Origin of the sequence: Polynucleobacter sp. KF022, assembly GCF_027924105.1 — a bacterium.
Lineage (GTDB): Bacteria > Pseudomonadota > Gammaproteobacteria > Burkholderiales > Burkholderiaceae > Polynucleobacter.
In genome coordinates this window covers 1,681,926-1,704,986 of the sequence record NZ_AP026972.1, presented here as the reverse complement: position 1 = coordinate 1,704,986, position 23,061 = coordinate 1,681,926, and the positions used below count along the sequence as shown (strand labels likewise).

General features: G+C 46.3%; 23 protein-coding genes and 1 other RNA gene. 15 read left to right on the top strand and 9 right to left on the bottom strand.

Going from position 1 to position 23,061, the window contains the following annotated elements:
- Nucleotides 1–21 precede the first annotated feature (21 nt).
- From PKF022_RS08765 to rnpB, 10 genes are all read left to right on the top strand, one after another.
- The gene (locus tag PKF022_RS08765; RefSeq protein ID WP_281776637.1) at nt 22–933 is read left to right on the top strand and encodes a Tim44-like domain-containing protein; all 912 of its coding nucleotides are present in this window, start codon (nt 22–24) and stop codon (nt 931–933) included.
- A 53-nt stretch (nt 934–986) separates the two neighbouring features.
- Nucleotides 987–1,607, top strand: coding sequence for a hypothetical protein (locus tag PKF022_RS08760; RefSeq protein WP_281776636.1), 621 nt, complete (start codon nt 987–989; stop codon nt 1,605–1,607).
- A 2-nt stretch (nt 1,608–1,609) separates the two neighbouring features.
- Nucleotides 1,610–3,196, top strand: coding sequence for a ubiquinone biosynthesis regulatory protein kinase UbiB (gene ubiB, locus PKF022_RS08755; protein WP_281776635.1), 1,587 nt, complete (start codon nt 1,610–1,612; stop codon nt 3,194–3,196).
- A 50-nt stretch (nt 3,197–3,246) separates the two neighbouring features.
- The gene (locus tag PKF022_RS08750; protein ID WP_281776634.1) at nt 3,247–3,900 is read left to right on the top strand and encodes a DUF502 domain-containing protein; all 654 of its coding nucleotides are present in this window, start codon (nt 3,247–3,249) and stop codon (nt 3,898–3,900) included.
- 16 nt (nt 3,901–3,916) lie between these two features.
- Entirely contained in the window at nt 3,917–5,716 is a 1,800-nt protein-coding gene (gene aspS / locus PKF022_RS08745) for an aspartate--tRNA ligase (protein WP_281776633.1), read from the top strand.
- A 21-nt stretch (nt 5,717–5,737) separates the two neighbouring features.
- On the top strand, nt 5,738–6,181 hold the full coding sequence (gene nudB, locus PKF022_RS08740; RefSeq protein WP_281776632.1) for a dihydroneopterin triphosphate diphosphatase: 444 nt from the start codon (nt 5,738–5,740) through the stop codon (nt 6,179–6,181).
- Between the two features lie 31 nt (nt 6,182–6,212).
- The gene (locus tag PKF022_RS08735) at nt 6,213–8,036 is read left to right on the top strand and encodes an ABC transporter ATP-binding protein/permease (protein ID WP_281776631.1); all 1,824 of its coding nucleotides are present in this window, start codon (nt 6,213–6,215) and stop codon (nt 8,034–8,036) included.
- Nucleotides 8,037–8,045: 9 nt separating this feature from the next.
- The gene (locus PKF022_RS08730) at nt 8,046–9,398 is read left to right on the top strand and encodes a glycerate kinase (RefSeq protein ID WP_281776630.1); all 1,353 of its coding nucleotides are present in this window, start codon (nt 8,046–8,048) and stop codon (nt 9,396–9,398) included.
- A 1-nt stretch (nt 9,399) separates the two neighbouring features.
- Nucleotides 9,400–10,458, top strand: a complete 1,059-nt coding sequence (gene pyrC / locus PKF022_RS08725) for a dihydroorotase (RefSeq protein WP_281776629.1) — start codon at nt 9,400–9,402, stop codon at nt 10,456–10,458.
- 58 nt (nt 10,459–10,516) lie between these two features.
- Nucleotides 10,517–10,823: RNase P RNA component class A (gene rnpB / locus PKF022_RS08720), an RNA gene on the top strand.
- Here rnpB and PKF022_RS08715 read toward each other — a convergent pair.
- The gene (locus tag PKF022_RS08715; protein WP_216230902.1) at nt 10,824–11,246 is read right to left on the bottom strand and encodes an OsmC family protein; all 423 of its coding nucleotides are present in this window, start codon (nt 11,244–11,246) and stop codon (nt 10,824–10,826) included. It lies immediately after the preceding RNA gene.
- Between the two features lie 420 nt (nt 11,247–11,666).
- Here PKF022_RS08715 and rplM point away from each other — a divergent pair, with 420 nt between their 5' ends.
- From rplM to erpA, 4 genes are all read left to right on the top strand, one after another.
- A complete protein-coding gene (gene rplM, locus PKF022_RS08710) occupies nt 11,667–12,095 on the top strand; it encodes a 50S ribosomal protein L13 (RefSeq protein ID WP_011903721.1) in 429 nt (142 codons plus the stop codon).
- Between the two features lie 9 nt (nt 12,096–12,104).
- Nucleotides 12,105–12,506 carry a 30S ribosomal protein S9 gene (gene rpsI / locus PKF022_RS08705; RefSeq protein ID WP_011903720.1) on the top strand — a complete coding sequence of 134 codons (402 nt, stop codon included), beginning with the start codon at nt 12,105–12,107 and terminating at the stop codon, nt 12,504–12,506.
- A 112-nt stretch (nt 12,507–12,618) separates the two neighbouring features.
- The gene (gene argC / locus PKF022_RS08700; RefSeq protein ID WP_281776628.1) at nt 12,619–13,677 is read left to right on the top strand and encodes an N-acetyl-gamma-glutamyl-phosphate reductase; all 1,059 of its coding nucleotides are present in this window, start codon (nt 12,619–12,621) and stop codon (nt 13,675–13,677) included.
- A gap of 68 nt (nt 13,678–13,745) precedes the next feature.
- Nucleotides 13,746–14,120, top strand: a complete 375-nt coding sequence (gene erpA / locus PKF022_RS08695; protein WP_088526457.1) for an iron-sulfur cluster insertion protein ErpA — start codon at nt 13,746–13,748, stop codon at nt 14,118–14,120.
- Between the two features lie 17 nt (nt 14,121–14,137).
- On the opposite strand, the gene PKF022_RS08690 is transcribed toward erpA, so the two are convergent.
- Nucleotides 14,138–15,265, bottom strand: coding sequence for an anhydro-N-acetylmuramic acid kinase (locus PKF022_RS08690; RefSeq protein ID WP_281776627.1), 1,128 nt, complete (start codon nt 15,263–15,265; stop codon nt 14,138–14,140).
- Nucleotides 15,266–15,341: 76 nt separating this feature from the next.
- Between PKF022_RS08690 and tyrS the strand changes: the two genes are divergently transcribed.
- A complete protein-coding gene (tyrS, locus tag PKF022_RS08685; RefSeq protein ID WP_281776626.1) occupies nt 15,342–16,574 on the top strand; it encodes a tyrosine--tRNA ligase in 1,233 nt (410 codons plus the stop codon).
- On the opposite strand, the gene ruvB is transcribed toward tyrS, so the two are convergent.
- The 7 genes from ruvB to PKF022_RS08650 form a co-directional block, all read right to left on the bottom strand.
- Nucleotides 16,571–17,641 (bottom strand): Holliday junction branch migration DNA helicase RuvB, encoded by a 1,071-nt coding sequence (gene ruvB / locus PKF022_RS08680; RefSeq protein WP_281776625.1) that lies wholly within the window; start codon nt 17,639–17,641, stop codon nt 16,571–16,573. The genes tyrS and ruvB overlap by 4 nt on opposite strands.
- A 25-nt stretch (nt 17,642–17,666) precedes the next feature.
- Nucleotides 17,667–18,248, bottom strand: coding sequence for a Holliday junction branch migration protein RuvA (gene ruvA / locus PKF022_RS08675; protein ID WP_281776624.1), 582 nt, complete (start codon nt 18,246–18,248; stop codon nt 17,667–17,669).
- Nucleotides 18,249–18,277: 29 nt separating this feature from the next.
- The gene (gene ruvC, locus PKF022_RS08670; protein WP_281776623.1) at nt 18,278–18,796 is read right to left on the bottom strand and encodes a crossover junction endodeoxyribonuclease RuvC; all 519 of its coding nucleotides are present in this window, start codon (nt 18,794–18,796) and stop codon (nt 18,278–18,280) included.
- 26 nt (nt 18,797–18,822) lie between these two features.
- Complete coding sequence (purH, locus tag PKF022_RS08665; RefSeq protein WP_281776622.1) at nt 18,823–20,403, bottom strand: bifunctional phosphoribosylaminoimidazolecarboxamide formyltransferase/IMP cyclohydrolase; 1,581 nt, start codon at nt 20,401–20,403, stop codon at nt 18,823–18,825.
- Between the two features lie 46 nt (nt 20,404–20,449).
- Nucleotides 20,450–20,689 (bottom strand): helix-turn-helix domain-containing protein, encoded by a 240-nt coding sequence (locus PKF022_RS08660; RefSeq protein WP_281776621.1) that lies wholly within the window; start codon nt 20,687–20,689, stop codon nt 20,450–20,452.
- A 66-nt stretch (nt 20,690–20,755) separates the two neighbouring features.
- Nucleotides 20,756–21,772 (bottom strand): tRNA dihydrouridine synthase DusB, encoded by a 1,017-nt coding sequence (dusB, locus tag PKF022_RS08655; protein ID WP_281776620.1) that lies wholly within the window; start codon nt 21,770–21,772, stop codon nt 20,756–20,758.
- A 128-nt stretch (nt 21,773–21,900) separates the two neighbouring features.
- Nucleotides 21,901–23,058: an FAD-dependent monooxygenase gene (locus tag PKF022_RS08650; RefSeq protein WP_281776619.1), complete on the bottom strand. Its 1,158-nt coding sequence runs from the start codon at nt 23,056–23,058 to the stop codon at nt 21,901–21,903.
- Between the last annotated feature and the right edge of the window lie 3 nt (nt 23,059–23,061).

Genomic DNA, 23,061 nt, shown 5'->3' with positions numbered 1-23,061 from the left:
TATAAGAGGGAGCACAAAGTAATGAATAAACATTTTTTTAAAGCAACTCTATTAAGTCTGACTTTAATTTTCGCAACAGTGGGTCATGTGGATGCCGCTCGTTTAGGTGGCGGCAAGAGCGTAGGCAGAGCCCCAAGTGCGCCAATTCAAAAGCAAGCTGCGCCAGTACAAAAGCCTGCACAGCAAGCACAGCCTCCCGCACCTGCTCCAGCTCCACAAGCTCCTGCGCCTAGTCGATTTGGCGGCATGGGTGGCATTTTGGGTGGCTTAGCCGCAGGCTTGGGTATTGGTTACCTTTTGTCACATTTTGGTTTGGGTGAGGCGGCTTCTTCTTTAATCACTGGTTTGCTGATTGCTGTTTTGGCAGGCTTTGCGATTATGTTTGTAATGCGCAAGCTCATGCCAAAAATGTCTAGTGCAGGTCAAAGCCCTAATCTTTCCTCTAATGGAATGCAGCGTACTGGTTTAGATCAGACGCCAAGACAGGAGCCAGCTTTTACTCCTGCTGCAAATGCTTTTGGCGGCGTTAGCGTTGAGCCTGAGCCATTTCAATCAACTTTGCCTCCTGGGTTTGATCAACAAACATTCTTGGAGAATGCAAAACAATATTTTGCAACCTTGCAAAAAGCATGGGATCAAGGTGATCTTGCTTCTTTGCGCGAATTTACTACTCCAGAAATGTTTGCCACTATTCAACAGGATTTAGCGGGCCGCACTGACGCAAGCAATCAAACAGATGTCGTAACGATCAATGCCCAATTGCTGGGAATTGAGACAGCCGACGGTCACTATTTCTGTAGCGTGCAGTTCAGCGGCATGATTCGTGAGCAACAGGGCGCGCCAGCTAGTGACTTCTCGGAAATTTGGAATTTAAGTAAGCCAGTAGAGGGTCCTGGTGGGTGGGTACTAGCGGGCATCTCCCAGTTGGTTTAAGCTTTAGGTGCTCGCCGTCGGAAAACCCGCACTTGTGCGGGTTTTTTACACTTATGAACACACATTTCTCAACTACCCACACGATTGCCTCTGGCGCTGCCTGCCGAGGAATAAACCATGTTTTAGGAAGTGAGCCTTGGGCTAGCGCTGAGTTGGCCCGCCATGCCAATAAAACTATTTTGTTGCAGCTTCCACTGGGTGACCTGTGTTTTGAGATAAAGCCAGATGGATTGCTGACTAGCTTAAAAGAGATTGATGTTCCAGCGCTTACCTTAGAGGTTTCCTCGAAGGCATTGAGCGATTTAGCTGGCAGCACTGGTTCCTTGCGAGAGCAGGCTTTTAAGGCGGTCAAAATTACCGGTGATGCTGACTTAGCCCAATTATTGGGCCGTCTTGCTGGGCAGTTGCGTTGGGAATACGAGGAAGATTTGGCACGTTTGGTGGGTGATGCCCCAGCAAACTTTGCAGTTAGACAAGGCAAAAAGTTTGTTTCTGCCACCCGCTCTGCAGCCGGCGACTTGCTGGACAATATGGTGGAGTATGTTAGTGAAGAAAAAAAAGTGCTTTTAAATAAACGAGATTTTATGGTTCGTAAATCTGAATTAAGCGAATTACGCGAATCTGTAGATCGCATGGAAAAGCGCATTCAACTCTTAGAGCAAAAGGCCAAATAATCGTGCGTCGCATTGCTCGTCTTTACTTCATCTTTTTTACCGCTTGGCGCTATGGCTTATTGCCACTACTCCGTGATCTTTTGCGGCCAGGTATTCGTCGTGGTTTCTTAACCATGCTTTGTTGGATTTCTCCCGGTACGCATTTGCCTAGAGGTGAACGTATCCGATTAACGCTAGAAGCACTAGGCCCAATATTTGTGAAGTTTGGTCAAGTGCTTTCTACACGTCGTGATCTTTTGCCGGAAGATATTGCTAATGAGTTAGCTAAGCTGCAAGATCAAGTTCCACCTTTTTCTAATGAAGAATCTCGTCGCTTAATTGAGAAAGATTTAGGTCAGCCGATTGAGGAAGTATTTATTAGTTTTGATGCAACTCCAGTTGCCAGTGCCTCAGTGGCGCAAGTGCACTTTGGGATATTACGTGGCACAGAAAAACATCCTGAGTGGGAAGGTCGTGCGGTAGCTATTAAAGTACTTCGCCCTGGTATCTTGCCGGTGATTAATGGTGATCTAGCCTTAATGTACGACCTTGCCAAGGTCATTGAAAAAAGTTCTGAAGATGGTCGTCGTTTAAAGCCGCGTGAGAATGTGGCAGAGTTTGATACGTATTTGCATGATGAGCTAGATCTCATGCGTGAGGCGGCCAATGCGAGCCAGTTACGTAGACAGTTTGCAGATTCTCAAAAGCTGATGATTCCTGAGATGTATTGGGATCTTTGTCATACCAATGTCATTGTGATGGAGAGAATGTATGGCATCTCCATTGGAAAGACTGCAGCACTCCAAGAGGCTGGTGTTGACTTTAAAAAGCTGGCGTCCGATGGCGTAGAGATATTCTTTACTCAAGTATTTGAGTATGGATTCTTCCATGCAGATATGCACCCTGGCAATATCATGATTAGCCTAGAGCCAGAAACATTTGGCCGCTTCATTTCGCTTGATTTTGGAATTGTTGGCGCTCTAAGTGAATCCGATAAAAATTATTTAGCTCTTAACTTCTTGGCATTCTTTAATCGCGACTACCGACGTGTTGCTGAGTTGCATATTGAGTCGGGTTGGGTTCCTGCTAATACTCGCGTTGAAGAGTTAGAGGGTGCGGTTCGTTCTGTATGTGAGCCATACTTTGATCGTCCGCTAAAAGAAATTTCCTTGGGCATTGTGTTGATGCGTTTGTTCCAAACATCACGCCGCTTTAAAGTAGAAATTCAGCCGCAACTCACCTTATTGCAAAAAACGCTCTTGAATGTGGAGGGGTTGGCACGCCAACTTGACCCAGACCTAGACCTTTGGAAAACAGCCAAGCCGATTCTGGAGAAATGGGTCAGTAAACAATTGGGATGGCGTGGTTTGTTAGATGGATTGAAGGAAGAAGCGCCTACTTGGGCCAAAATTTTGCCTACATTGCCTCGCTTGATAGCCGATAGCTTGGCTCAGGCTCGGGCTCCAGCAAAAGACCAAAATGGCGAAATTGAGGTTTTAAAGGCCCTTTTGCTTGAAGAAAGGCGCACCCATCGCCTGCTGGCAGGCGCTTTGCTCTTTGCCGGCGGCTTTTTAGCCGGAATTTTGATCATCAGCCTAGGCTTTTATTAGTCTACCCATCATCGGCTGCTAACCCGCTAAAATAGCGGGTTAGGCAGAACATGAAAAAATACTTTATCGCAGGCATCCTCGTTTGGGCACCATTGTCGATCACCATCTGGGTGATTGCTTGGGGCTTGGGTCTGCTCGACGGCGTATTCGGTTCCGTCATGCACGCCATCATTGCCGTCTTCCCACGTCAATTTGCCGGAGATTTGCAGCATTTCCGCGAATTGCCTGGTGTTGGTATTTTGATTGTGATCGCAGTGATTATGGCCACTGGTCTACTGGCAATTAGTTTTGCTGGTCAGTGGTGGATTCGGATGTGGAACAGGCAGATTAACCGCATTCCAATTGTCCGTTCTATTTACTCAAGCGTTCAACAGGTTTCCTCTACTTTGTTTTCAGGAAGTGGCCAGGCCTTTAGTAAGGCGCTCTTAATTCGTTATCCCCATGCAGATTCGTGGGTGATTGCTTTTCAAACAGGCACTCCTGCAAAGGAAGTGACTGCAAAATTAGGTGAAGATTACGTCAACGTATTTTTGCCAACAACCCCTAACCCTACCTCTGGTTTTTTCATGATCGTGCCTCGAGCACAAACGATTGAATTGGAGATGAGTGTGGAAGAGGCATTGAAACATATTGTTTCGATGGGTTCTGTTCCCCCCAATAGTTCAAGTGGCTTAACTGCAACCCAGTTGCCACACCATTTTTGATTTATAGGAAATTGTTATGTCGATGCGAAGCCATACCTGCGGCCAGGTAACCGATTCACTCATTGGTCAAGAAGTCACTCTTTCTGGTTGGGTGAATCGTCGCCGTGACCACGGAGGCGTGATCTTTATTGACTTGCGTGACCGCGAGGGTTTTGTGCAAGTAGTTTGCGATCCAGACCGCCCAGAGATGTTTGCGCTTGCTGAGCAAGTGCGTAGCGAGTTCTGCATTCAAATTAAAGGCCTTGTACGTGCACGTCCTGCAGGTACTGAGAATGTAGATTTGGTAAGTGGAAAAGTAGAAATCCTTTGTCATAGCCTGGTAATTTTGAATGCTTCTGTAACACCACCATTCCAGATCGATGATGAGAATTTATCTGAGACAACCCGATTGACTCATCGTGTATTGGATTTGCGTCGCCCACAAATGCAAAAGAATCTGCGTTTGCGTTACAACGTTGCGATGGAGTGCCGTCGTTATTTGGATGATGCTGGTTTTATCGATATTGAAACCCCGATGCTCACTAAAAGCACTCCAGAAGGCGCGCGTGACTATTTAGTTCCATCACGTGTGCATGATGGTCAGTTCTTTGCATTGCCACAGTCTCCCCAATTGTTTAAGCAGTTGTTAATGGTGGCTGGCTTTGATCGTTACTATCAAATTACTAAGTGCTTCCGTGATGAAGACTTACGAGCAGATCGTCAGCCTGAATTTACGCAGATCGACTGTGAAACTGCTTTCTTGAGCGAGTTAGAAATTCGTGATTTGTTTGAAAACATGATTCGTCATATTTTCAAGAAGACAATGAATGTCGAATTGCCGAACCCATTCCCAACCATGCCTTACTCAGAAGGTATGGCGCGTTTTGGCTCTGATAAGCCAGATTTGCGTGTGAACTTTGAATTCACTGAATTGACTGATTTGATGAAAGACGTTGATTTCAAAGTGTTCTCAGGCGCAGCGAACCAGGTTGGCGGCCGCGTAGTGGGCTTGTGTGTTCCTGGCGGTGCTGAAATTAGCCGTAGTGAAATTGATGACTACACCCAGTTTGTGAGCATCTACGGCGCTAAAGGCTTGGCATGGATTAAGGTCAATTCTGTTGCTGAGGGCCGCAACGGTTTGCAATCTCCAATTGTCAAGAATTTGCACGATGCAGCGATTGAAGGCATCTTGAAGCGCACTGGCGCAAAAGACGGCGATATCATTTTCTTCGGCGCCGATAAAGAAAAAGTAGTAAACGATGCAATCGGTAATTTACGTCTGCGTATTGGGCAATCTGCTTGGGGTAAAGCGCATGGACTATTTACTGAAGGTTGGAAGCCATTGTGGGTAGTGGATTTCCCAATGTTTGATTACGATGAAGGTGAAGCCCGTTGGGTTGCTTGTCACCATCCGTTCACTAGCCCAAAAGACGAACATATGCAGTACTTGGAGTCTGACCCAGGTAAGTGCTTAGCTAAAGCCTATGACATGGTGTTAAACGGTAGCGAAATTGGTGGTGGTTCTGTACGTATTCACCAAGAGGCTGTTCAAAGCCAGGTATTCCGTGCATTGAAGATTGATGCGGAAGAAGCTCAAGCTAAGTTTGGCTTCTTGTTAGATGCTCTCCAGTATGGCGCTCCTCCACACGGCGGTATTGCATTTGGTTTGGATCGTATTGTGACTATGATGACTGGCGCAGAATCCATTCGTGATGTGATTGCTTTCCCTAAGACTCAGCGTGCGCAGTGCTTATTAACCCAAGCCCCTAGTCCAGTTGATGAGCGTCAGTTACGTGAGTTACATATCCGTTTGCGCCAAGCAGCGCCGACTGCTTAAAACAATTTAAGTAGTGCTCTCTTGAAAATCCCTATTTCGGTTTTAGTAGTTATCTATAAATCGAATAGGGATGTTTTGTTGATAGAGCGAGCAGATCGCGTTGGATTTTGGCAATCCGTTACTGGAAGTCTTGATGCGCCTGAAGAGAATCTTGCATTAGCAGCAGCCCGCGAGGTTTTTGAAGAGACGGGCGTTGCTGTAGATCTCTTGCCAAAAGCTGCGTTGCAAAATATGCACCATCAGATTGAATATGAAATCTATCCGGAGTGGCGTTTTCGATATGCTCCCGGTGTCACCCGCAATACTGAACATTGGTTTGCGCTTGAGGTTCCAGAAAATACTGAAATAAAGTTAGCCCCTAGAGAGCATGTGGCCTATGAGTGGCTACCTTACGCAGATGCAGCAAAAAAATGTTTCTCTCGCAGCAATGGAGAGGCCATCCTCAAATTATTTTCAGCAGACTAAAGCCCGCACGAATAAGGAATAAGATAGAGCGATGAGACATTCATCGGGACATCATCACGGTAGCGCAGATTCAAAAACAGCGGGGCGCGGTGACTGGCGCGTTATTCGCGACCTTCTCCCTTATCTTTTGGAATATCGCTTTAGGGTCTTGATTGCCCTTAGCTGTTTGATTGCCGCCAAGGTTACCAATCTTGGCATACCAATTGTGTTGAAAGACTTAATTGATTCTTTAAATATCAATGTCAATTCACCGCAAGTACTTTTGGTCGTTCCCTTGGGAATTATTGTTGCCTATGGCCTTTTACGAATTTTTGCATCTGTATTTACAGAACTTCGCGAAGCATTGTTTGCTAAGGTCACCCAGAACGCAGTTCGTAAAGTAGCGCTTCAAGTTTTTGAGCACTTGCACTCCTTAGCGCTGAGTTTTCATCTTGCCCGTCAGACTGGCGGCGTAAGTCGAGATATAGAGCGCGGCACACGTGGCATACAGTCACTGATTTCTTATTCTCTCTATAGCATTCTGCCCACACTGATCGAATTTTGTTTGGTCTTAGGCTACCTTGCTTACTCCTACGATATTTGGTTTGCTGCGATTACTTTAGTCGCCTTGGTTCTTTACATTGTTTTCACAGTCGTAGTTACTGAGTGGCGCACACATTTTCGTCGCACGATGAATGATATGGATTCGAAAGCCAATCAAAAGGCGATTGATTCCTTATTAAATTTCGAGACAGTGAAGTACTTTGGTAACGAGGCATTTGAAGCCAATCGTTACGATGAAAATCTTCTGCGCTATCAATCGGCTGCTGTGAAGTCACAAAAGACTTTGGCTGTATTGAATCTTGGGCAGCAAATCATTATTGCAGTTGGTCTAATGCTAATTCTATGGCGCGCTACGGTTGGCGTAGTCAATGGCACCATGACTTTGGGCGATTTGGTCTTGGTCAATACCTTAATGATTCAGCTCTATATCCCTCTGAACTTCTTAGGTGTGATTTATCGTGAGATTAAGCAAGCATTGACTGACATGGATCGCATGTTTTCTTTACTCAATACTGACAAAGAGATAGCGGATTCACCGGATGCTAAGACACTCCAAATTGAAAATCATGATCGTGGCCCAGACGTGCGGTTTGAGCACGTATCGTTTCACTATGATGCTAAGCGTGAAATTCTCCGCGATGTGAGCTTCAATATTCCTGCTGGGACGATTACAGCGGTGGTTGGTCAAAGTGGCGCCGGAAAGAGCACTCTCGCAAGATTACTCTTTCGTTTCTATGATGTTCAATCAGGAAAGATTTTGATTGATGGTCAAAATATTCAGGACGTCACTCAGGCTAGTTTGCGCAAAGCTATTGGTATCGTGCCGCAAGATACCGTGCTATTTAATGACACGATTGGATACAACATTGCCTATGGCAATCCCTCTGCATCGATAGAGGAGGTGCAGGAGGCAGCCAGAGCTGCGCAAATTGATAGCTTTATTAAGCGCTTGCCTGAGGGTTATGACACTCAAGTTGGCGAGCGGGGTCTCAAACTATCTGGGGGTGAGAAACAAAGAGTTGCTATTGCAAGAACACTCTTAAAGAAACCTGCCATGCTTATTTTTGATGAAGCTACTTCAGCGCTCGACTCTAAAACCGAACGTGCTTTTCAAGAAGAACTTCTCAGTTTGGCTAAGAACCGCACAACACTCATCATTGCCCATCGCCTTTCAACCATCATTCATGCTGATCAAATTTTAGTAATGGATCATGGGCAAATTGTGGAGCATGGCACTCATGAGGAGTTGCTTGCAGTAAATGGGAAATATGCTGAGATGTGGCAGATGCAAGAGCGCGCCACTCTTGATTAGAATAACTTTATGACTCTAAGCAAATCTTCGACCCCAATCACCAAAAGCACCGAAGCTATTTTGAAAAATGCATTTGCTGCTGCTGTGGCAGTTGCTGATCCACAATTGATTGTTCCGCAGTATTTGGCAAAGATATTTCCTAGGGGGCAAGAACCCAGGGGAAGGTGTTTGGTTGTTGGTGCCGGCAAAGCTAGCGCTTCCATGGCTAGTGCATTAGAAGCTTATGCAAAAGCAAATTGGCCGCAGGTTACATTAGATGGGGTTGTGCTGACGCGTTACGGCCACAACTCACCAACAAGCTACATAAAGATTATTGAGGCTGGACATCCAGTGCCCGATCAGGCTGGTATGGATGGGGCCGTGGAAGTATTGGCGCTAACAAAGCAATTAGAGCAAGGTGATGTATTGATCGCTTTGGTGTCTGGGGGAGGCTCAAGCCTTCTGACTTTGCCTCAAGAAGGCATTTCTATTGATGACATGCGCAAGACCACAGAAGCGCTTTTGCGAAGTGGTGCCCCGATTGAAGAAATGAACGTGGTGCGCAAACACCTATCTGCAATTTTGGGTGGTAACTTGGCCAGGGTTGCGATTGCACGTGGCGCAAGAGTGGAAGCTTTATTGATTTCTGACGTCACAGGCGACTCACCTGCCGATATTGCTAGCGGTCCTTGTGCTGCGGATTACTCCACCTATTTGGATGCACTCAATATTTTGCAAAAATACGATTTAGATACACCTACTATTCCGATATCTGTTCTTGCTCATCTCAAGCGAGGTTTAGCAGGAGAGATCCCTGAGACCTTAAAAGATGCTGATTTAGTGGATGGTCAAGTTTCGAATCATGTCATTGCAACTGCTTATAAAAGTCTAGAAGCTGCTGCAGAGTATGTTTGTCACCAAGGATACGAGCCAATTGTTTTGGGTGACACGATTACTGGCGAAGCTCAAGAAGTTGGTATTGCACAGGCTGCTTTAATGCGTGACTATATAGCCAAGGGGTTTGATCAACCGCTTGCTCTGATTTCTGGCGGTGAATGCACTGTCACTATTCCGGCAGGTGTGAAGGGTCGCGGTGGTCGTTGTAGTGAATATCTACTCTCTCTATTTGCTGCCAGTTCCGATGCGCCGAATATTGCTGCTTTGGCTGCTGATACCGATGGTATTGATGGCAGCGAAAAGAATGCAGGGGCATGGTTTGATGAGAGTATTCGGCAGGCTAGCTTAAGCTCCGGTCTGCAATCAGAAAAATTCCTATTGGCACACGATTGTTATGGCTTCTTTGCAGAATTGGGCGCTTTAGTGGAAACTGGCCCTACACTTACGAATGTGAATGACTTCCGCATCATCTTGCTTAATAAATAATATGTCTAATACTTCAACACAAATTCAATTGATTCAGCCAGATGATTGGCATTTGCATATTCGGGATGGTGAAGTCATGAAGGATGTGTTGGCGGATACTGCGCGTCAATTTGCTCGCGCCATCATCATGCCCAACTTGAAGCCACCGGTCACTACCGTGGATTTAGCAAAAGCGTATCAATCTCGTATTGAATCGAATTTAAAGTCTCTGGGAGTGAGTGATTTCACACCATTGATGACTTTGTACCTGACTGATAACACTTCTGCCGATGAGGTTCGTAAGGCCAAGGCTGCTGGTATTGTGGGATTCAAACTATACCCTGCGGGAGCAACTACCAATAGCGATGCTGGTGTCAGTGACCTTAAGCATTGTCATGCTGCTCTAGAGGCAATGCAGGCAGTTGGTATGCCACTACTAGTGCATGGTGAAGTCACCAGTGCTGACATTGACATCTTTGATCGGGAAGCGGTCTTCATCGATACAGTATTAGAGCCATTACGAAAAAAATTTCCTGATCTCAAGATTGTGTTTGAACACATCACCACCAAGCAAGCTGCTCACTATGTTCGTGATGCAGTCACTGGTGGAAAAAATACGATTGCTGCAACAATCACTCCACAGCATTTATTAATGAACCGCAATGCCATTTTCTCCGGCGGCATTCGTCCACACAATTATTGTTTGCCTGTGCTGAAGCGTGAAGAGCATCGCGTTGCTCTGCTCGAGGTCGCAACGAGTGGAAATCCCCGCTTCTTTTTGGGTACTGATAGTGCGCCACATGCGAAAGGTGCTAAAGAAGCTGCCTGTGGTTGTGCTGGTTGCTACAGTGCCTTTAATGCGTTGGGTTTATATGCCGAAGCTTTTGAAAGTGTCGGGAAGTTGGACAAGTTAGAAGGCTTTGCGAGTTTCTTTGGGCCCGATTTTTATTCTTTGCCGCGTAATAGCAAAACAATTACTTTGGCAAAGCAAGCCCAAAACATCCCTGCTGAATTGCCTTTAGGTGATGACACTATCGTGCCACTACGTGCTGGCGAAACGATTGCTTGGTCACTCGTTTAAAAAACAAGACTTAGTACTTTTTAGCTAAATTGCTCTGACTGCGTTAGACTGCAGGCGCAGAGTCAATTGGGCAATCGCCGCCTCTTAATTGAGGGGGAGGAAAGTCCGGACTCCATAGGGAAGGGTGATGGCTAACGGCCATCCACGGTGACGTGAGGAATAGGGCCACAGAGACGAGCGTATTTAGTTACGGTGAAACGCGGTAACCTCCACCTGGAGCAATCCCAAGTAAGCAGGCGATGAGGCGTCCCGCTGAGTCTGCGGGTAGGGAGCTTGAGCCGTCAGGTAACTGCCGGCCTAGAGGAATGATTGCCCCTAGATGCAAATCTAGGCGACAGAATCCGGCTTATCGATTGACTCTGCACTTATTCTGAAACGATTTCTACGCTATAGGTCAGTTCTGCAGTTTTGGCCAACATGGTGGTGGCTGAACAGTACTTCTCGTGTGATAGCTTGACCGCACGTTCTACTTTGGCCTGATCAAGTTCTTTTCCTTTGACCGTAAAGTGCAAATTGATCCTAGTGAATACTTTAGGGTCTTCTGTAGCGCGCTCTGCCTTGAGGTTCACTTCGCAGCCGCTAATGGCCTGACGGGCCCTTTGTAGGATTAAAACCACATCAAATGCAGAGCAGCCGCCCGCGCCAGCTAAAAGGAGCTCCATTGGCCTTGGAGCTAGGTTTCTGCCACCTGCTTCTGGGGCTCCATCCATGTTGACAAGGTGGCCACTGCCAGTTTCAGCTGAAAAAGCCATGCCACCATTACCCAACCAAGATACTCGACAATCCATCGTAGTGACCCCTAACTTACTAAATTAATCAATATTATCAACAGTTTACCAATTTTTAAGTCATGATGTTTTCTACCAAAAATAGCCTAAAAGCATCATAAAATTGATTTTGGTCAATATTCTTGCGTTGCACCATATTCCTTGTGTAGAATAACCATATTGGTAGTCAGTCTTGTATAAGACTGCGACTTACCTCCCAGTGTCTCCTCCACCCAAACATAGGTGGATTCCAACCCAGGACTCGTTCCTGGGTTTTTTTTAGGTTACAATTCAAGGCTTTACTGAATTACCGAGCCGGTCAGCGGTAATTTGTTGTACCAGTTAAATTGCAGAATCTGCGAGCTTGCAAACATAAGCAGGGCCAAGGTGGACGTAGTTTGGTTGGAGTAATTTTTTTTGACCATAACAATTTGAGAAATCATGAAAACTTTTTCTGCAAAATCCCATGAGGTAGTGCATGAATGGTTCGTGATTGACGCTACGGACAAAGTCCTCGGTCGTGTCGCCAGTGAAGTGGCACTCCGTCTACGCGGCAAGCACAAGCCTGAATACACCCCACACGTTGATACTGGCGACTTTATTGTCGTTATCAATTCTTCTAAGCTCCGTGTCACAGGCACTAAAGGCTTGAACAAAATTTATTACCGTCACAGCGGATACCCAGGTGGTATTAGCTCGACTAACTTCGACAAGATGCAAGACCGTTTCCCAGGTCGCGCTTTGGAGAAGGCTGTGAAGGGTATGTTGCCAAAAGGCCCACTAGGCTATGCCATGATCAAGAAATTAAAAGTCTACGGCGACGCCAATCATCCGCATGCGGCTCAACAGCCAAAAGCGTTAGAGATTTAAGGAAACCAAATGGCTATTAATTACGGAAATTGGAATTACGGTACAGGTCGCCGCAAGAGTTCTGTTGCGCGCGTATTCATTAAATCTGGCAAAGGCGACATCATTGTTAATGGTAAGCCTATTGATGCTTATTTTGCTCGTGAAACATCACGCATGATCGCTCGTCAGCCTTTGGCTCTCACAGCCCACTTAACGACCTTTGATATCAAAGTAAACGTTTCTGGTGGCGGTGAAACTGGCCAAGCTGGTGCAGTTCGTCACGGCGTTACTCGTGCATTGATCGACTACGACAACGCTTTGAAGCCAACTCTGTCTAAAGCAGGTTTGGTAACTCGCGATGCTCGTGAAGTTGAGCGTAAAAAAGTTGGTCTGCACGGCGCGCGTCGTCGTAAGCAGTTCAGCAAGCGCTAATTCTTTCAGTCGCTTAAGTTTTATCGAAAGGGTCGCGCAAGCGGCCCTTTTTGTTTCTACAATCTAGGTATTAAAGAAATAAAATTCATCAGTCGGTATTTTGGAGAATGGCATGATTAAAGTTGGCATCGTAGGTGGCACTGGTTATACCGGAGTGGAATTATTGCGTTTATTAGCGCAGCATCCCGAGGTAAAACTGACTGCAATTACTTCTCGTACAGAAGCGGGTATGCCTGTGGCTGAGATGTTCCCATCTTTACGTGGCCATGTTGATCTGAAATTCACAACACCTGATGAAGCTAAATTAAACGAATGTGATGTTGTGTTCTTTGCAACTCCGCATGGCGTTGCCATGGCGCAAGCAAAAGAATTACTTGCTAACAATGTCAAGGTTTTGGATCTTGCTGCAGACTTTCGTTTGAAGAACGTTAAAGAATTTGCCAAGTGGTACGGCATGGAGCATGGCTGCCCAGAAATTTTGGCTGAAGCCGTTTATGGTTTGCCAGAGATTAATCGTGATGCGATTAAAAAAGCCCGTGTCGTTGGTTTGGCTGGATGCTACCCAACATCTGTCCAGCTTGGTCTCGCGCCTTTGCTGTCACCAAAATCGACAGGTGGGAAACACTTGATCGATGGCACTCATATTATTTCTGATTCCAAGTCGGGCACCTCTGGCGCTGGGCGTAAAGCAGAGATCGGTACATTATTGTCTGAAGCTAGCGATAACTTCAAAGCATATAGCGTAAAAGGCCACCGTCATCTTCCAGAGATCGAGCAAGGCTTAAAAGCGATTGCTGGTCACGATCAAATTGGCCTGACCTTTGTGCCACATTTAACGCCGATGATTAGAGGTATTCATTCAACGCTATATGTGCGTTTGACTGATGCTGGTAAAGATATTGACTACCAAAAGCTGTATGAGACTTTCTATAAAGACGAGCCATTTGTTGATGTGATGCCTGCAAGCAGTCATCCAGAAACACGTTCAGTACGTGGCAGCAACGGCATTCGGATTGCAATCCACCGTCCAGGCGGTGGTGATACTTTGGTGATTTTGGTGGTCGAGGACAACTTGGTGAAGGGCGCTTCAGGTCAGGGCGTGCAATGCATGAACCTCATGTTTGGCTTGCCTGAGACTACGGGGCTCACCCAGATAGCTGTATCCCCGTAATGACCCTTCAGCAAACTGGGCATTAAAAGCCTAAAATAAGACATACCCTTTTGAATTAGGAGTGAATCATGACCGAATTAGCTACGCAAACCGCACAAGATTTAGCTGAACCACCAACCCCTTTGGTGTTCACGGATAGCGCCGCTGCAAAAGTGGCTGACTTGATTGCAGAAGAAGGCAATCCAGAGTTGAAGCTCCGCGTATTCGTGCAAGGCGGTGGTTGCTCAGGCTTTCAGTACGGCTTCACATTTGATGATGCTGTGAATGAAGATGACACCCTCTTTGAAAAGAATGGCGTTACTTTGCTGGTGGATTCAATGAGCTTCCAATATTTAGTTGGCGCTGAGATTGACTACAAAGAAGATATCAACGGATCACAGTTTGTGATTAAGAATCCAAATGCACAAACAACTTGTGGCTGCGGATCTTCTTTCTCTGCTTAAGAAAAAATTTTAGTTATTTAAGCGGGGTAGCAAGCGCCCAGAATTCTAGGACCTTTCGCTCCCGTAACGGCTGGCAAATTTGCTGGCCGTTTTTCTTTGTGTGCCCACGCAAGCCATGCAAAGGCAAGGCCCTCAACTAATTGTGGATCAATCCCAGCAGAATCACTCGTTGTAATTTCTAGGGGTTGTTTGAAGAAATGCAGCGCTTTAACTTTCAGTAAATTCATCAAAGCATTATTTCGGGCGCCACCGCCACAGACAATTAGTTTCTGGGTTTGCGGGGCATAGGAAGCTAGAGACTCTAGGGCAGAGTGCGCTGTTAAATGAAGCAGGGTCGCCTGCACATCTTCGCAAAGAAAATTTTCACCACTCAATTTTTCTTGCAACCAATCCAGATGAAAGTCGTCTCTGCCAGTGCTCTTGGGCGGAGCTTTTTTAAAGAAACCATCTGCTAACATTTTTACGAGAAGCGCTTCGTTGACTTTTCCTTGCAATGCCCAGCTACCATTCTCATCATATGTATTACCTTGGTGCTCTTGTATCCACGCATCCATCAACATATTGCCTGGGCCACAATCAAAGCCAGTCACTTGCCCAATTTTAGGGAGTAGCGTGAGGTTGGCAATACCGCCAATATTGAGAATGGCTAAATTTTTATCTTCTGAAAATTGCTGCGCATGAAACGCTGGGACTAAAGGAGCGCCATACCCACCCGCGGCCATATCTCGGCTTCTAAAATCAGCAATGACATCGATGCCTGTTTTTTCTGCCAAGAGGGCAGGATTGAGCGTTTGGTGGGTATAAGCCATATCACCAAGATGTGGTTGGTGGCGAATGGTCTGGCCATGCGCGCCGATCGCAGTGATATCTGATGGCAGTAGATTCGCTTTTTTAAGCAGTTGCTCCACTGCTTCTGCATAAGCTAAGGCCAAGGCATTGCCTGCCTGTTTCTCGCGATGGAGCTCATTAGGACCGGGGCTCTGGAGTTCAAATAGGGCTTTACGGAGCTCGGGGCTAAAGTGGGTGCTTACAGCATCTTGAGCGCATGCCTCACCGTTAGGCCCAATCTTGGCCAGCACAGCATCTATCCCATCTAGGCTAGTGCCAGACATGAGGCCGATGTAGAGGGATTGAGGTTTGTTCATAGTGCTCTCAGGAATGCGACAATTATGCTTTAGCAATTTAACTACTAATTTAACTGAATCAGCAATCCGAATCAGCATGACGGCCAAACCAGAACAAAAATATCCTTTGACTCCCGAAGTCTATGCGGCACTTGAAGTCACAAAGCGTGGCTGTGATGAGTTATTGGTTGAGGCAGATTGGGTGCAAAAACTGGCACGTAGTCAGGCTACCAAGACCCCGCTCAGAATCAAATTAGGTTTAGATCCAACGGCGCCTGATATTCACCTGGGGCATACGGTTGTTTTGAATAAATTGCGTCAATTACAAGATTTAGGTCATACCGTTATTTTCTTGATCGGTGACTTCACCAGCATGATTGGTGATCCATCTGGACGTAATGCTACTCGCCCACCATTAACTGCAGAAGAAATTGCGGTAAATGCCGAGACTTACTATCGTCAAGCGAGCATGGTGCTTGACCCTGCAAAAACTGAGGTGCGTTACAACAGTGAATGGTGTGACCCGTTAGGCGCCCGCGGCATGATTCAGTTAGCAGCGAGATATACCGTTGCGCAGATGTTAGAGCGCGATGACTTTACAAAGCGCTACCGTAGTGGCGTACCTATCTCTGTACATGAGTTCCTGTATCCATTGATGCAAGGCTACGACTCTGTTGCCTTGAAGAGCGACTTAGAGCTTGGTGGTACTGATCAGAAATTTAATCTCTTAGTTGGGCGCGAGCTCCAGCGTGAATATGGCCAAGAGCCACAATGTATTTTGACGATGCCACTCCTAGTTGGTTTGGATGGCGTGGATAAGATGAGCAAGTCCAAAGGGAATTACATTGGCATCAGCGAGCCGGCGGGAGAAATGTTTGGCAAGCTTTTGAGCATCTCCGATGAATTGATGTGGGATTACTTCACGTTGCTTTCTTTCCGCCCAATGGCTGAAATCGACTTGATGAAGCAAGAAGTTGCTGCTGGTCGAAATCCAAAAGATTGCAAAGTACTACTCGCACAAGAAATCGTGGCACGCTTTCATTCGCAAGCAGCTGCAGAAAAAGCATTAGAAGACTTTAATCACCGCGCTAAAGGCGGTGTACCTGATGACATTCCAGAAGTAAATCTTTCTGGGGCGCCAATGCAAATCGCTAATCTCTTGAAAGCTGCTGGTTTAGCCCCATCCACATCAGAGGCGAATCGCAATATCGAGCAAAACGGTGTGAAGATTGATGGCACAACAATTACTGATAAACAACTTAAAGTTGAAGCTGGAACTTACGTGGTGCAGGTTGGCAAACGGAAGTTTGCAAAAGTAACGCTAGCTTAAATATCTAAGCTGGCACTGCCACTGGGTGGCGTGAGTCCAAAGTGCTCATAAGCCTGACGAGTGGCTACTCGGCCACGCGAGGTTCTCTGTAAGTAGCCTTGCTGTATCAAATAAGGCTCAAGAACATCTTCAATCGTGTCGCGTTCTTCGCCAATAGCGGCAGCAAGGTTATCGATACCGACTGGGCCACCATCAAACTTGTGCAAGATAGCTTCTAGTAATTTTCTATCCATTACGTCAAAGCCGCTCGGATCAACATCAAGCATCTTCAACGCTGCATCGGCCATCGCTTTGGTAATCGTGCCGGTGCCTTTGACTTCAGCATAGTCCCGTACGCGACGTAATAGGCGATTGGCGATACGTGGAGTGCCTCTAGCGCGCTTCGCAATCTCAATTGATCCCTCTGGGTCAATATCGGCTTTGAGTAGGCTGGCAGAGCGCGTAATGATTTTGGTGAGTTCTTCAGTGGTGTAGAACTCCAGTCTTGCCACAATACCAAAGCGATCACGTAGTGGATTGGTCAGCATGCCGGCACGAGTAGTTGCGCCAATCAATGTGAATGGCTTGAGATCAATCTTTACGCTGCGTGCTGCAGGGCCTTCGCCAATCATGATGTCAAGGCTGTAATCTTCTAGTGCTGGGTACAGAATTTCCTCCACCACTGGAGAGAGGCGATGAATCTCATCAATAAAGAGAACATCGTTTTCTTCTAGATTGGTTAGCAGGGCAGCAAGATCACCGGGCCTATCAAGTACGGGGCCGCTGGTTTGGCGCAAGTTAACGCCAAGTTCCCTGGCAATGATGTGGGCCAATGTGGTTTTACCAAGGCCGGGAGGTCCAAATAGGAGAACGTGATCTAAAGCTTCTTGACGTGCTCTTGTAGCGCTGATGAAAATCTCTAGTTGGGCGCGCGCTTTAGTTTGACCAACATACTCATCGAGTTGTTTTGGGCGTAGCGCTCTCTCAAAGACGGCTTCAGCATTGCCGGCTGAGCCGCTCACAATGCGGTCATTGCCTTCCGGTAAATCTTCAGGGATGGAGCTTAGGTCGTCTGTATGAATTGCCATGTTTAGAGTTTAGTTCCGTTTGGCATTAGGCTTTAGATAAATACTTCAAGCCCATACGGATACCATCCGATACATTTGTCTCTGGCGGGATTTGCTTGAGAGCTAAAAGGGCTTCTTTTTCTGAGTAGCCCAATGCCAAGAGTGCTTGCAAGACTTCGCTGCTAGCTTCAATCACCTGTGGTTTGCCACCTGTAATACAGAGATCAGGAGCTAACTTACCTTTGAGCTCCAGGCAAAGACGTTCAGCGGTTTTCTTGCCAATGCCTGGTACTTGAGTGAGGCGTCCAGCTTCTTGAAGAGCAATTGCTTGGGCTAACTCATTGACACTCATGCCAGAGAGAACTGCCAGTGCGGTCCGGGAGCCAACGCCGCTAATCTTAATCAGCTGCCTAAATGCCTCACGCTCTGTCTCGGTAGCAAAGCCAAAAAGTTGCTGCGCATCTTCACGAACTTGAAAGTGCGTAAGGAGCGTAATTTTTTGACCAGTTTGAGGAAGTTGATACAGGGTGCTCATGGGTACATCAACCTCGTAACCAATGCCTTGGCAATCGACCAAGAGGCGAGGAGGATGAACTGAAACGAGAGTACCTTGAATGCGACCAATCATGTAGAGATCTTAACCTGTGATGTGTTTTTTTACTTGCTGCGTTTCTTCGGTATTAATGCCGCTGTAATTGCCTTTGGCATTTGCGCGTGATGGGCAGCGCAGATTGCAACACCTAATGCATCAGAAGCATCCGTCCCTGGGGCGCGATTCAGTCTCAAAAGACGCTTCACCATTTCTTGAACTTGTGGCTTAGCAGCACGACCAGTGCCTACAATGGCTTGCTTGACTCGGAGTGCACTGTACTCAGCTACCGGGAGTTTTTCAGATACGAGGGCGGCAATCACGGCACCCCTTGCTTGACCTAGCATTAGTGTTGAACGAGGATTCACATTTAGAAAGACTTCTTCAATTGCAGCTGACTCTGGGCGATAGGTCTCTAACACTTCTTTAAGGCCAGCATAGAGAGCTCCTAGGCGCTCAGGCAAGCCTTTGGCTGGATCACCGCTTTCAATCGTTCCGGAGGCTACGTAGGTTAGTTTTTGGCCATCAACATCAATGACACCAAAACCAGTGGTACGTAAACCTGGGTCGATTCCTATCCAGCGCATAAGTTTGTTTATTACTTCCCGTTTGCTTAGTGACGGAAGTGACGTGTGCCAGTAAAGATCATGGCAATACCATGTTCATTTGCGGCTGCAATGATTTCATCGTCACGCATGCTGCCACCTGGTTGAATCGCACAGCTTGCGCCACCGTTAACAACGATATCCAAGCCATCACGGAACGGAAAAAAGGCATCGCTTGCTACAGCAGAGCCTTTTAGGCTTAAGCCTGCGTTCTCGGCTTTAATACTGGCCATACGTGCTGAGTCAACACGACTCATTTGGCCTGCACCAATACCGAGAGTCATGCCATTTGCGCAATAGACGATGGCATTGGACTTCACAAATTTAGCAACGCGCCATGCAAACATCATGTCATGCATTTCGCTTGGAGTTGGTAGACGTTTGCTAACAACACGCATTTCATTTTCGAGAACGTTTTTGGCATCAGGTGATTGCACGAGCAAGCCACCACCCACTCGTTTGAAATCAAAGGTATTAAATGCAGCGCCCAATGGGATCTCTAAAAGACGTACATTTTGTTTGGTAGCAAAAATTGCCTTTGCCTCATCACTAAAGCTAGGAGCAATCAACACCTCTACAAATTGCTTGGAGATCGCTTCTGCTGCTGCACCATCGCAAGGAACGTTAAAGGCAATGATACCGCCAAAGGCTGAGCTTGGATCGGTCTTAAATGCTTTTTGATAGGCTTCAAGAGCGCTAGCTCCAACAGCTACGCCACAAGGATTGGCGTGTTTAATAATGACGCAAGCGGCAGCGCCACCGGCGTTACCGGTAAAACTCTTCACGCATTCCCAGGCAGAGTCAGCATCCGCAATGTTGTTGTAGGAAAGTTCTTTGCCTTGTAACTGTTTGTAATTAGCTAGCGCGCCATCAACAGGGTAAATGTCTTTATAGAAGGCTGCAGATTGGTGTGGGTTCTCACCGTAACGCATCTCTTGCACTTTTTCAAAAGCAAGATGCAAAGTTTCTGGGTAAGCAGAACGCGCTTTGTGATCCAAGTCATCACCCAAAGCAGACAGGTAATTGGCAATAGCGCCGTCATACTGAGCAGTATGTGCAAATACTTTTTTGGCTAAAGCTAAATTTGTCTTATAAGAAACAGTATTGTTGTTGGCCTTCATTTCTGCCAATACAGGGGCGTAATCTTCTGGAGAGATCAATACAGTCACATCTTGATGGTTCTTAGCTGCTGCGCGCAACATTGCTGGGCCACCGATATCAATATTTTCTACCGCGTCTTCGAATGAACAGCTGTCTTTAGCTACCGTCTCATTAAATGGATATAGGTTGATGACGAGCATATCGATAGTGTCGATTCCATGCTCTTTTAAGGCAGCCATGTGCTCTGGGAAGTCCCTGCGAGCCAGAAGACCACCATGCACCATCGGGTGCAAAGTTTTTACGCGACCATCTAGCATCTCGGGGAATTTCGTCAAGGAAGAAACTTCAACAACAGGCAGATTATTTTCTGCCAGAAGCTTTGCAGTACCTCCAGTAGAGATGAGCTTAATGCCTTGTTCATGAAGGGATTTTGCAAAGGGCACGATGCCATTTTTATCGGAGACGGAGAGAAGGGCTGTACGGATCATATTTTCGGAGGGTCTAATTGAGGGGTAAAAGTAGAGTGTTATTGGCTTATTTGAGCAGCTGATGTTCAACAAGCTTCTTGTGAAGTGTGTTGCGGTTTATACCAAGGTATTGAGCAGCTAAGGATTGATTATGCTTCGCATGCTGCATGACTAATTCCAACATCGGCTTTTCTACAACAGCCAAAACCATCTGATAGATATCAGTTGGTGCCATTCCTTTAAGGTCATTTAGGTAACCCTGTAATTGGGTTTCAATACATTCGGTAATTGGGTGCTTATTGGTCATAACAGTCTATCAATACAAAAAACAAGAAAATAAAAAACAAAAAATACAGCAGGGATTCGGCAGGAATTAAGCTGCCTCTAAAAATAGTAAGCGTTCAGAATGCAATTTCATCTCATCAAAATAATCATTCACCATTTGTAATTGGGTTTTGCAATCATCTGCAGTATTCATGCGCTGACGGAATGCATGTGAGTCACGTAAACCTTTGCAATACCAGCCGATATGCTTGCGAGCTGTGCGAAGGCCGATATGTTCACCATAGAATTCATAATGATCTAATAGGTGGGCATTCATAATCGCCTGAATCTCATTGATCTCAGGCGTTGGTAACTTGCCACCAGTTTCAAGGTAATGATTGATCTCGCGGAAGATCCAAGGGCGACCTTGTGCCGCACGTCCGATCATGATGGCATCAGCCCCGGTGATCTTTAAAACTTGCTCCGCTTTCTCAGGGCTAGTAATGTCGCCATTTGCAACCACCGGAATGCCTACGTTATTTTTAACTGCAGTAATAGTTTCGTACTCTGCTTCTCCGTGATACAGGTCGGCTCGAGTGCGACCATGAACCGTCAGCATGGAGATGCCTGATTTTTCTGCAAGACGTGCAATTTCAATCGCGTTTTTATTTTGACGATCCCATCCAGTACGAATCTTTAATGTCACTGGTACTGCATCTGGACCCACACCAACCGCATTGACAACTGCCTCTAGAATTTGTTGAACCAAAGGCTCGTCACGCAACAATGCAGAACCTGCTGCTACGTTGCATACTTTCTTTGCTGGACAACCCATATTGATATCAATAATTTGGGCGCCATGATCAACGTTGATTTTTGCAGCCGCCGCCATCATTGCTGGATCGGCACCGGCAATTTGTACTGCGATAGGTTTGAACTCGCCAATGTGATTTGCGCGACGTTGTGTTTTTTCGCTTTTCCAAAGCAGGGCGTTGGAAGCCACCATTTCAGAAACGGCATAACCGGCACCCAATTTTTTACACAGCTGTCTAAAAGGACGGTCTGTTACCCCAGCCATAGGGGCCACAAATAGCTTATTTGCGAGGAGGTGGGGGCCAATATTCATCTAAAGGGGGCTTGGTCGGAAAGCATGACACTTTAGCACATTCGACCCCAAATCTGCCTATTTTTTAGGCAGATTCCTTGTTACAGATCAAATCAGGAATGCTTATATTTGGGGGCGATTTAAGCCCTTTAGCGCCTACCAAACATCATCTGGCGGGCTAAGGCTGTCTTTACTGGCGGAAGCCACTGAAGGGCGCTTAAAGCTAGTCCTCTGGCTAACGCTACTGGAGCAAGATTAGAGGTAAATACCCTGGCCATAAAGTCCGTTAGGCCAATCGTAGTTGTTCTGTCAACTTTGCGGCTTTGAGCATAGCTTTGGAGCGCATTTTGGATATCTGCTGGAGATTGATCTTCTGCTAACCCAGAAAATACGCCAACTAATTTTTCTGCCAATAAAAAAGCATCTCGCAACCCTAAGTTCAAGCCTTGGCCTGCAACTGGGTGCAAGGTTTGTGCAGCGTTACCAATCCATACTTCATTGTCTTTGGCAATCTCTTTGCGATAGTTCAGTCCTAATTCATAAAGACGACGATCTTGAATTTTTAGAAAGCGTCCAATGCGCGACCCAAACACTTTTTGGAGTGCAATTAAAAAATCTTGATCACTAAGTTGTAAGCGATATTGTGAGGATTCTGGCGATCCACACCATACTAGATTCAAAACATTGGAGCCATAGTGACTAGGCAGAACAGCTAGTGGGCCTTCTGCAGTGAAGCGCTCCCATGCGTGATGGGGAGCAGCATTTTCTACTTCAACCAAGCCGACTAAAGCAGACTGACCATAGTCGCGACCAGACTCTATCCAATCCTGAGTTTTAAATAGACCGCCTTCAGCATGCACGGTGCATTTGGCTTGTAGACTGGCTTCTTCAATATCTTTACTAATATGCTTCCAAACAAAGTTATTACTTTTTGCCTGAATGGCTCTCAAGGCTTGACGAAGCGTTATGTGAATATCACGATATCGAATAATATGGCCCAGCGCATCCTGATTGAGTTCTTCACGCGTCATCAGTGCTCGGCCAAAGCGCCCAGCTTGTGAAACGTGTACACGATATATTTGAGCAGACTCTTTTGGCCATGCCTGAATCGTATCTAGTAATAACTTACTACCATGCGATAGGGCTATGCCTCTGCTATCTGCATTTACTAAATCATCATCCTTTTCTGGATTGCGATCTATTAGTGTGAGCTTTGCATCAGGAAATTTTTGTAATACCCAGGCGGCACATGCTAGTCCAACTGGACCACCACCTTGAATCAAAATATCGCAATTAGAAGCACTCATTTG

What these genes read in the sequence shown, in the direction of transcription:
- PKF022_RS08730 (WP_281776630.1), top strand. Translation starts at nt 8,046, where the DNA reads ATGACTCTAAGCAAATCTTCGACCCCAATCACCAAAAGCACCGAAGCT.
- ruvB (WP_281776625.1), bottom strand. Translation starts at nt 17,641, where the DNA reads ATGGCAATTCATACAGACGACCTAAGCTCCATCCCTGAAGATTTACCG.
- pyrC (WP_281776629.1), top strand. Translation starts at nt 9,400, where the DNA reads ATGTCTAATACTTCAACACAAATTCAATTGATTCAGCCAGATGATTGG.
- rpsI (WP_011903720.1), top strand. Translation starts at nt 12,105, where the DNA reads ATGGCTATTAATTACGGAAATTGGAATTACGGTACAGGTCGCCGCAAG.
- PKF022_RS08760 (WP_281776636.1), top strand. Translation starts at nt 987, where the DNA reads ATGAACACACATTTCTCAACTACCCACACGATTGCCTCTGGCGCTGCC.
- aspS (WP_281776633.1), top strand. Translation starts at nt 3,917, where the DNA reads ATGTCGATGCGAAGCCATACCTGCGGCCAGGTAACCGATTCACTCATT.
- PKF022_RS08690 (WP_281776627.1), bottom strand. Translation starts at nt 15,265, where the DNA reads ATGAACAAACCTCAATCCCTCTACATCGGCCTCATGTCTGGCACTAGC.
- PKF022_RS08660 (WP_281776621.1), bottom strand. Translation starts at nt 20,689, where the DNA reads ATGACCAATAAGCACCCAATTACCGAATGTATTGAAACCCAATTACAG.
- tyrS (WP_281776626.1), top strand. Translation starts at nt 15,342, where the DNA reads ATGACGGCCAAACCAGAACAAAAATATCCTTTGACTCCCGAAGTCTAT.
- PKF022_RS08715 (WP_216230902.1), bottom strand. Translation starts at nt 11,246, where the DNA reads ATGGATTGTCGAGTATCTTGGTTGGGTAATGGTGGCATGGCTTTTTCA.
- rplM (WP_011903721.1), top strand. Translation starts at nt 11,667, where the DNA reads ATGAAAACTTTTTCTGCAAAATCCCATGAGGTAGTGCATGAATGGTTC.
- ruvA (WP_281776624.1), bottom strand. Translation starts at nt 18,248, where the DNA reads ATGATTGGTCGCATTCAAGGTACTCTCGTTTCAGTTCATCCTCCTCGC.
- PKF022_RS08650 (WP_281776619.1), bottom strand. Translation starts at nt 23,058, where the DNA reads ATGAGTGCTTCTAATTGCGATATTTTGATTCAAGGTGGTGGTCCAGTT.
- argC (WP_281776628.1), top strand. Translation starts at nt 12,619, where the DNA reads ATGATTAAAGTTGGCATCGTAGGTGGCACTGGTTATACCGGAGTGGAA.
- dusB (WP_281776620.1), bottom strand. Translation starts at nt 21,772, where the DNA reads ATGAATATTGGCCCCCACCTCCTCGCAAATAAGCTATTTGTGGCCCCT.
- purH (WP_281776622.1), bottom strand. Translation starts at nt 20,403, where the DNA reads ATGATCCGTACAGCCCTTCTCTCCGTCTCCGATAAAAATGGCATCGTG.
- erpA (WP_088526457.1), top strand. Translation starts at nt 13,746, where the DNA reads ATGACCGAATTAGCTACGCAAACCGCACAAGATTTAGCTGAACCACCA.
- PKF022_RS08735 (WP_281776631.1), top strand. Translation starts at nt 6,213, where the DNA reads ATGAGACATTCATCGGGACATCATCACGGTAGCGCAGATTCAAAAACA.
- PKF022_RS08765 (WP_281776637.1), top strand. Translation starts at nt 22, where the DNA reads ATGAATAAACATTTTTTTAAAGCAACTCTATTAAGTCTGACTTTAATT.
- ruvC (WP_281776623.1), bottom strand. Translation starts at nt 18,796, where the DNA reads ATGCGCTGGATAGGAATCGACCCAGGTTTACGTACCACTGGTTTTGGT.
- PKF022_RS08750 (WP_281776634.1), top strand. Translation starts at nt 3,247, where the DNA reads ATGAAAAAATACTTTATCGCAGGCATCCTCGTTTGGGCACCATTGTCG.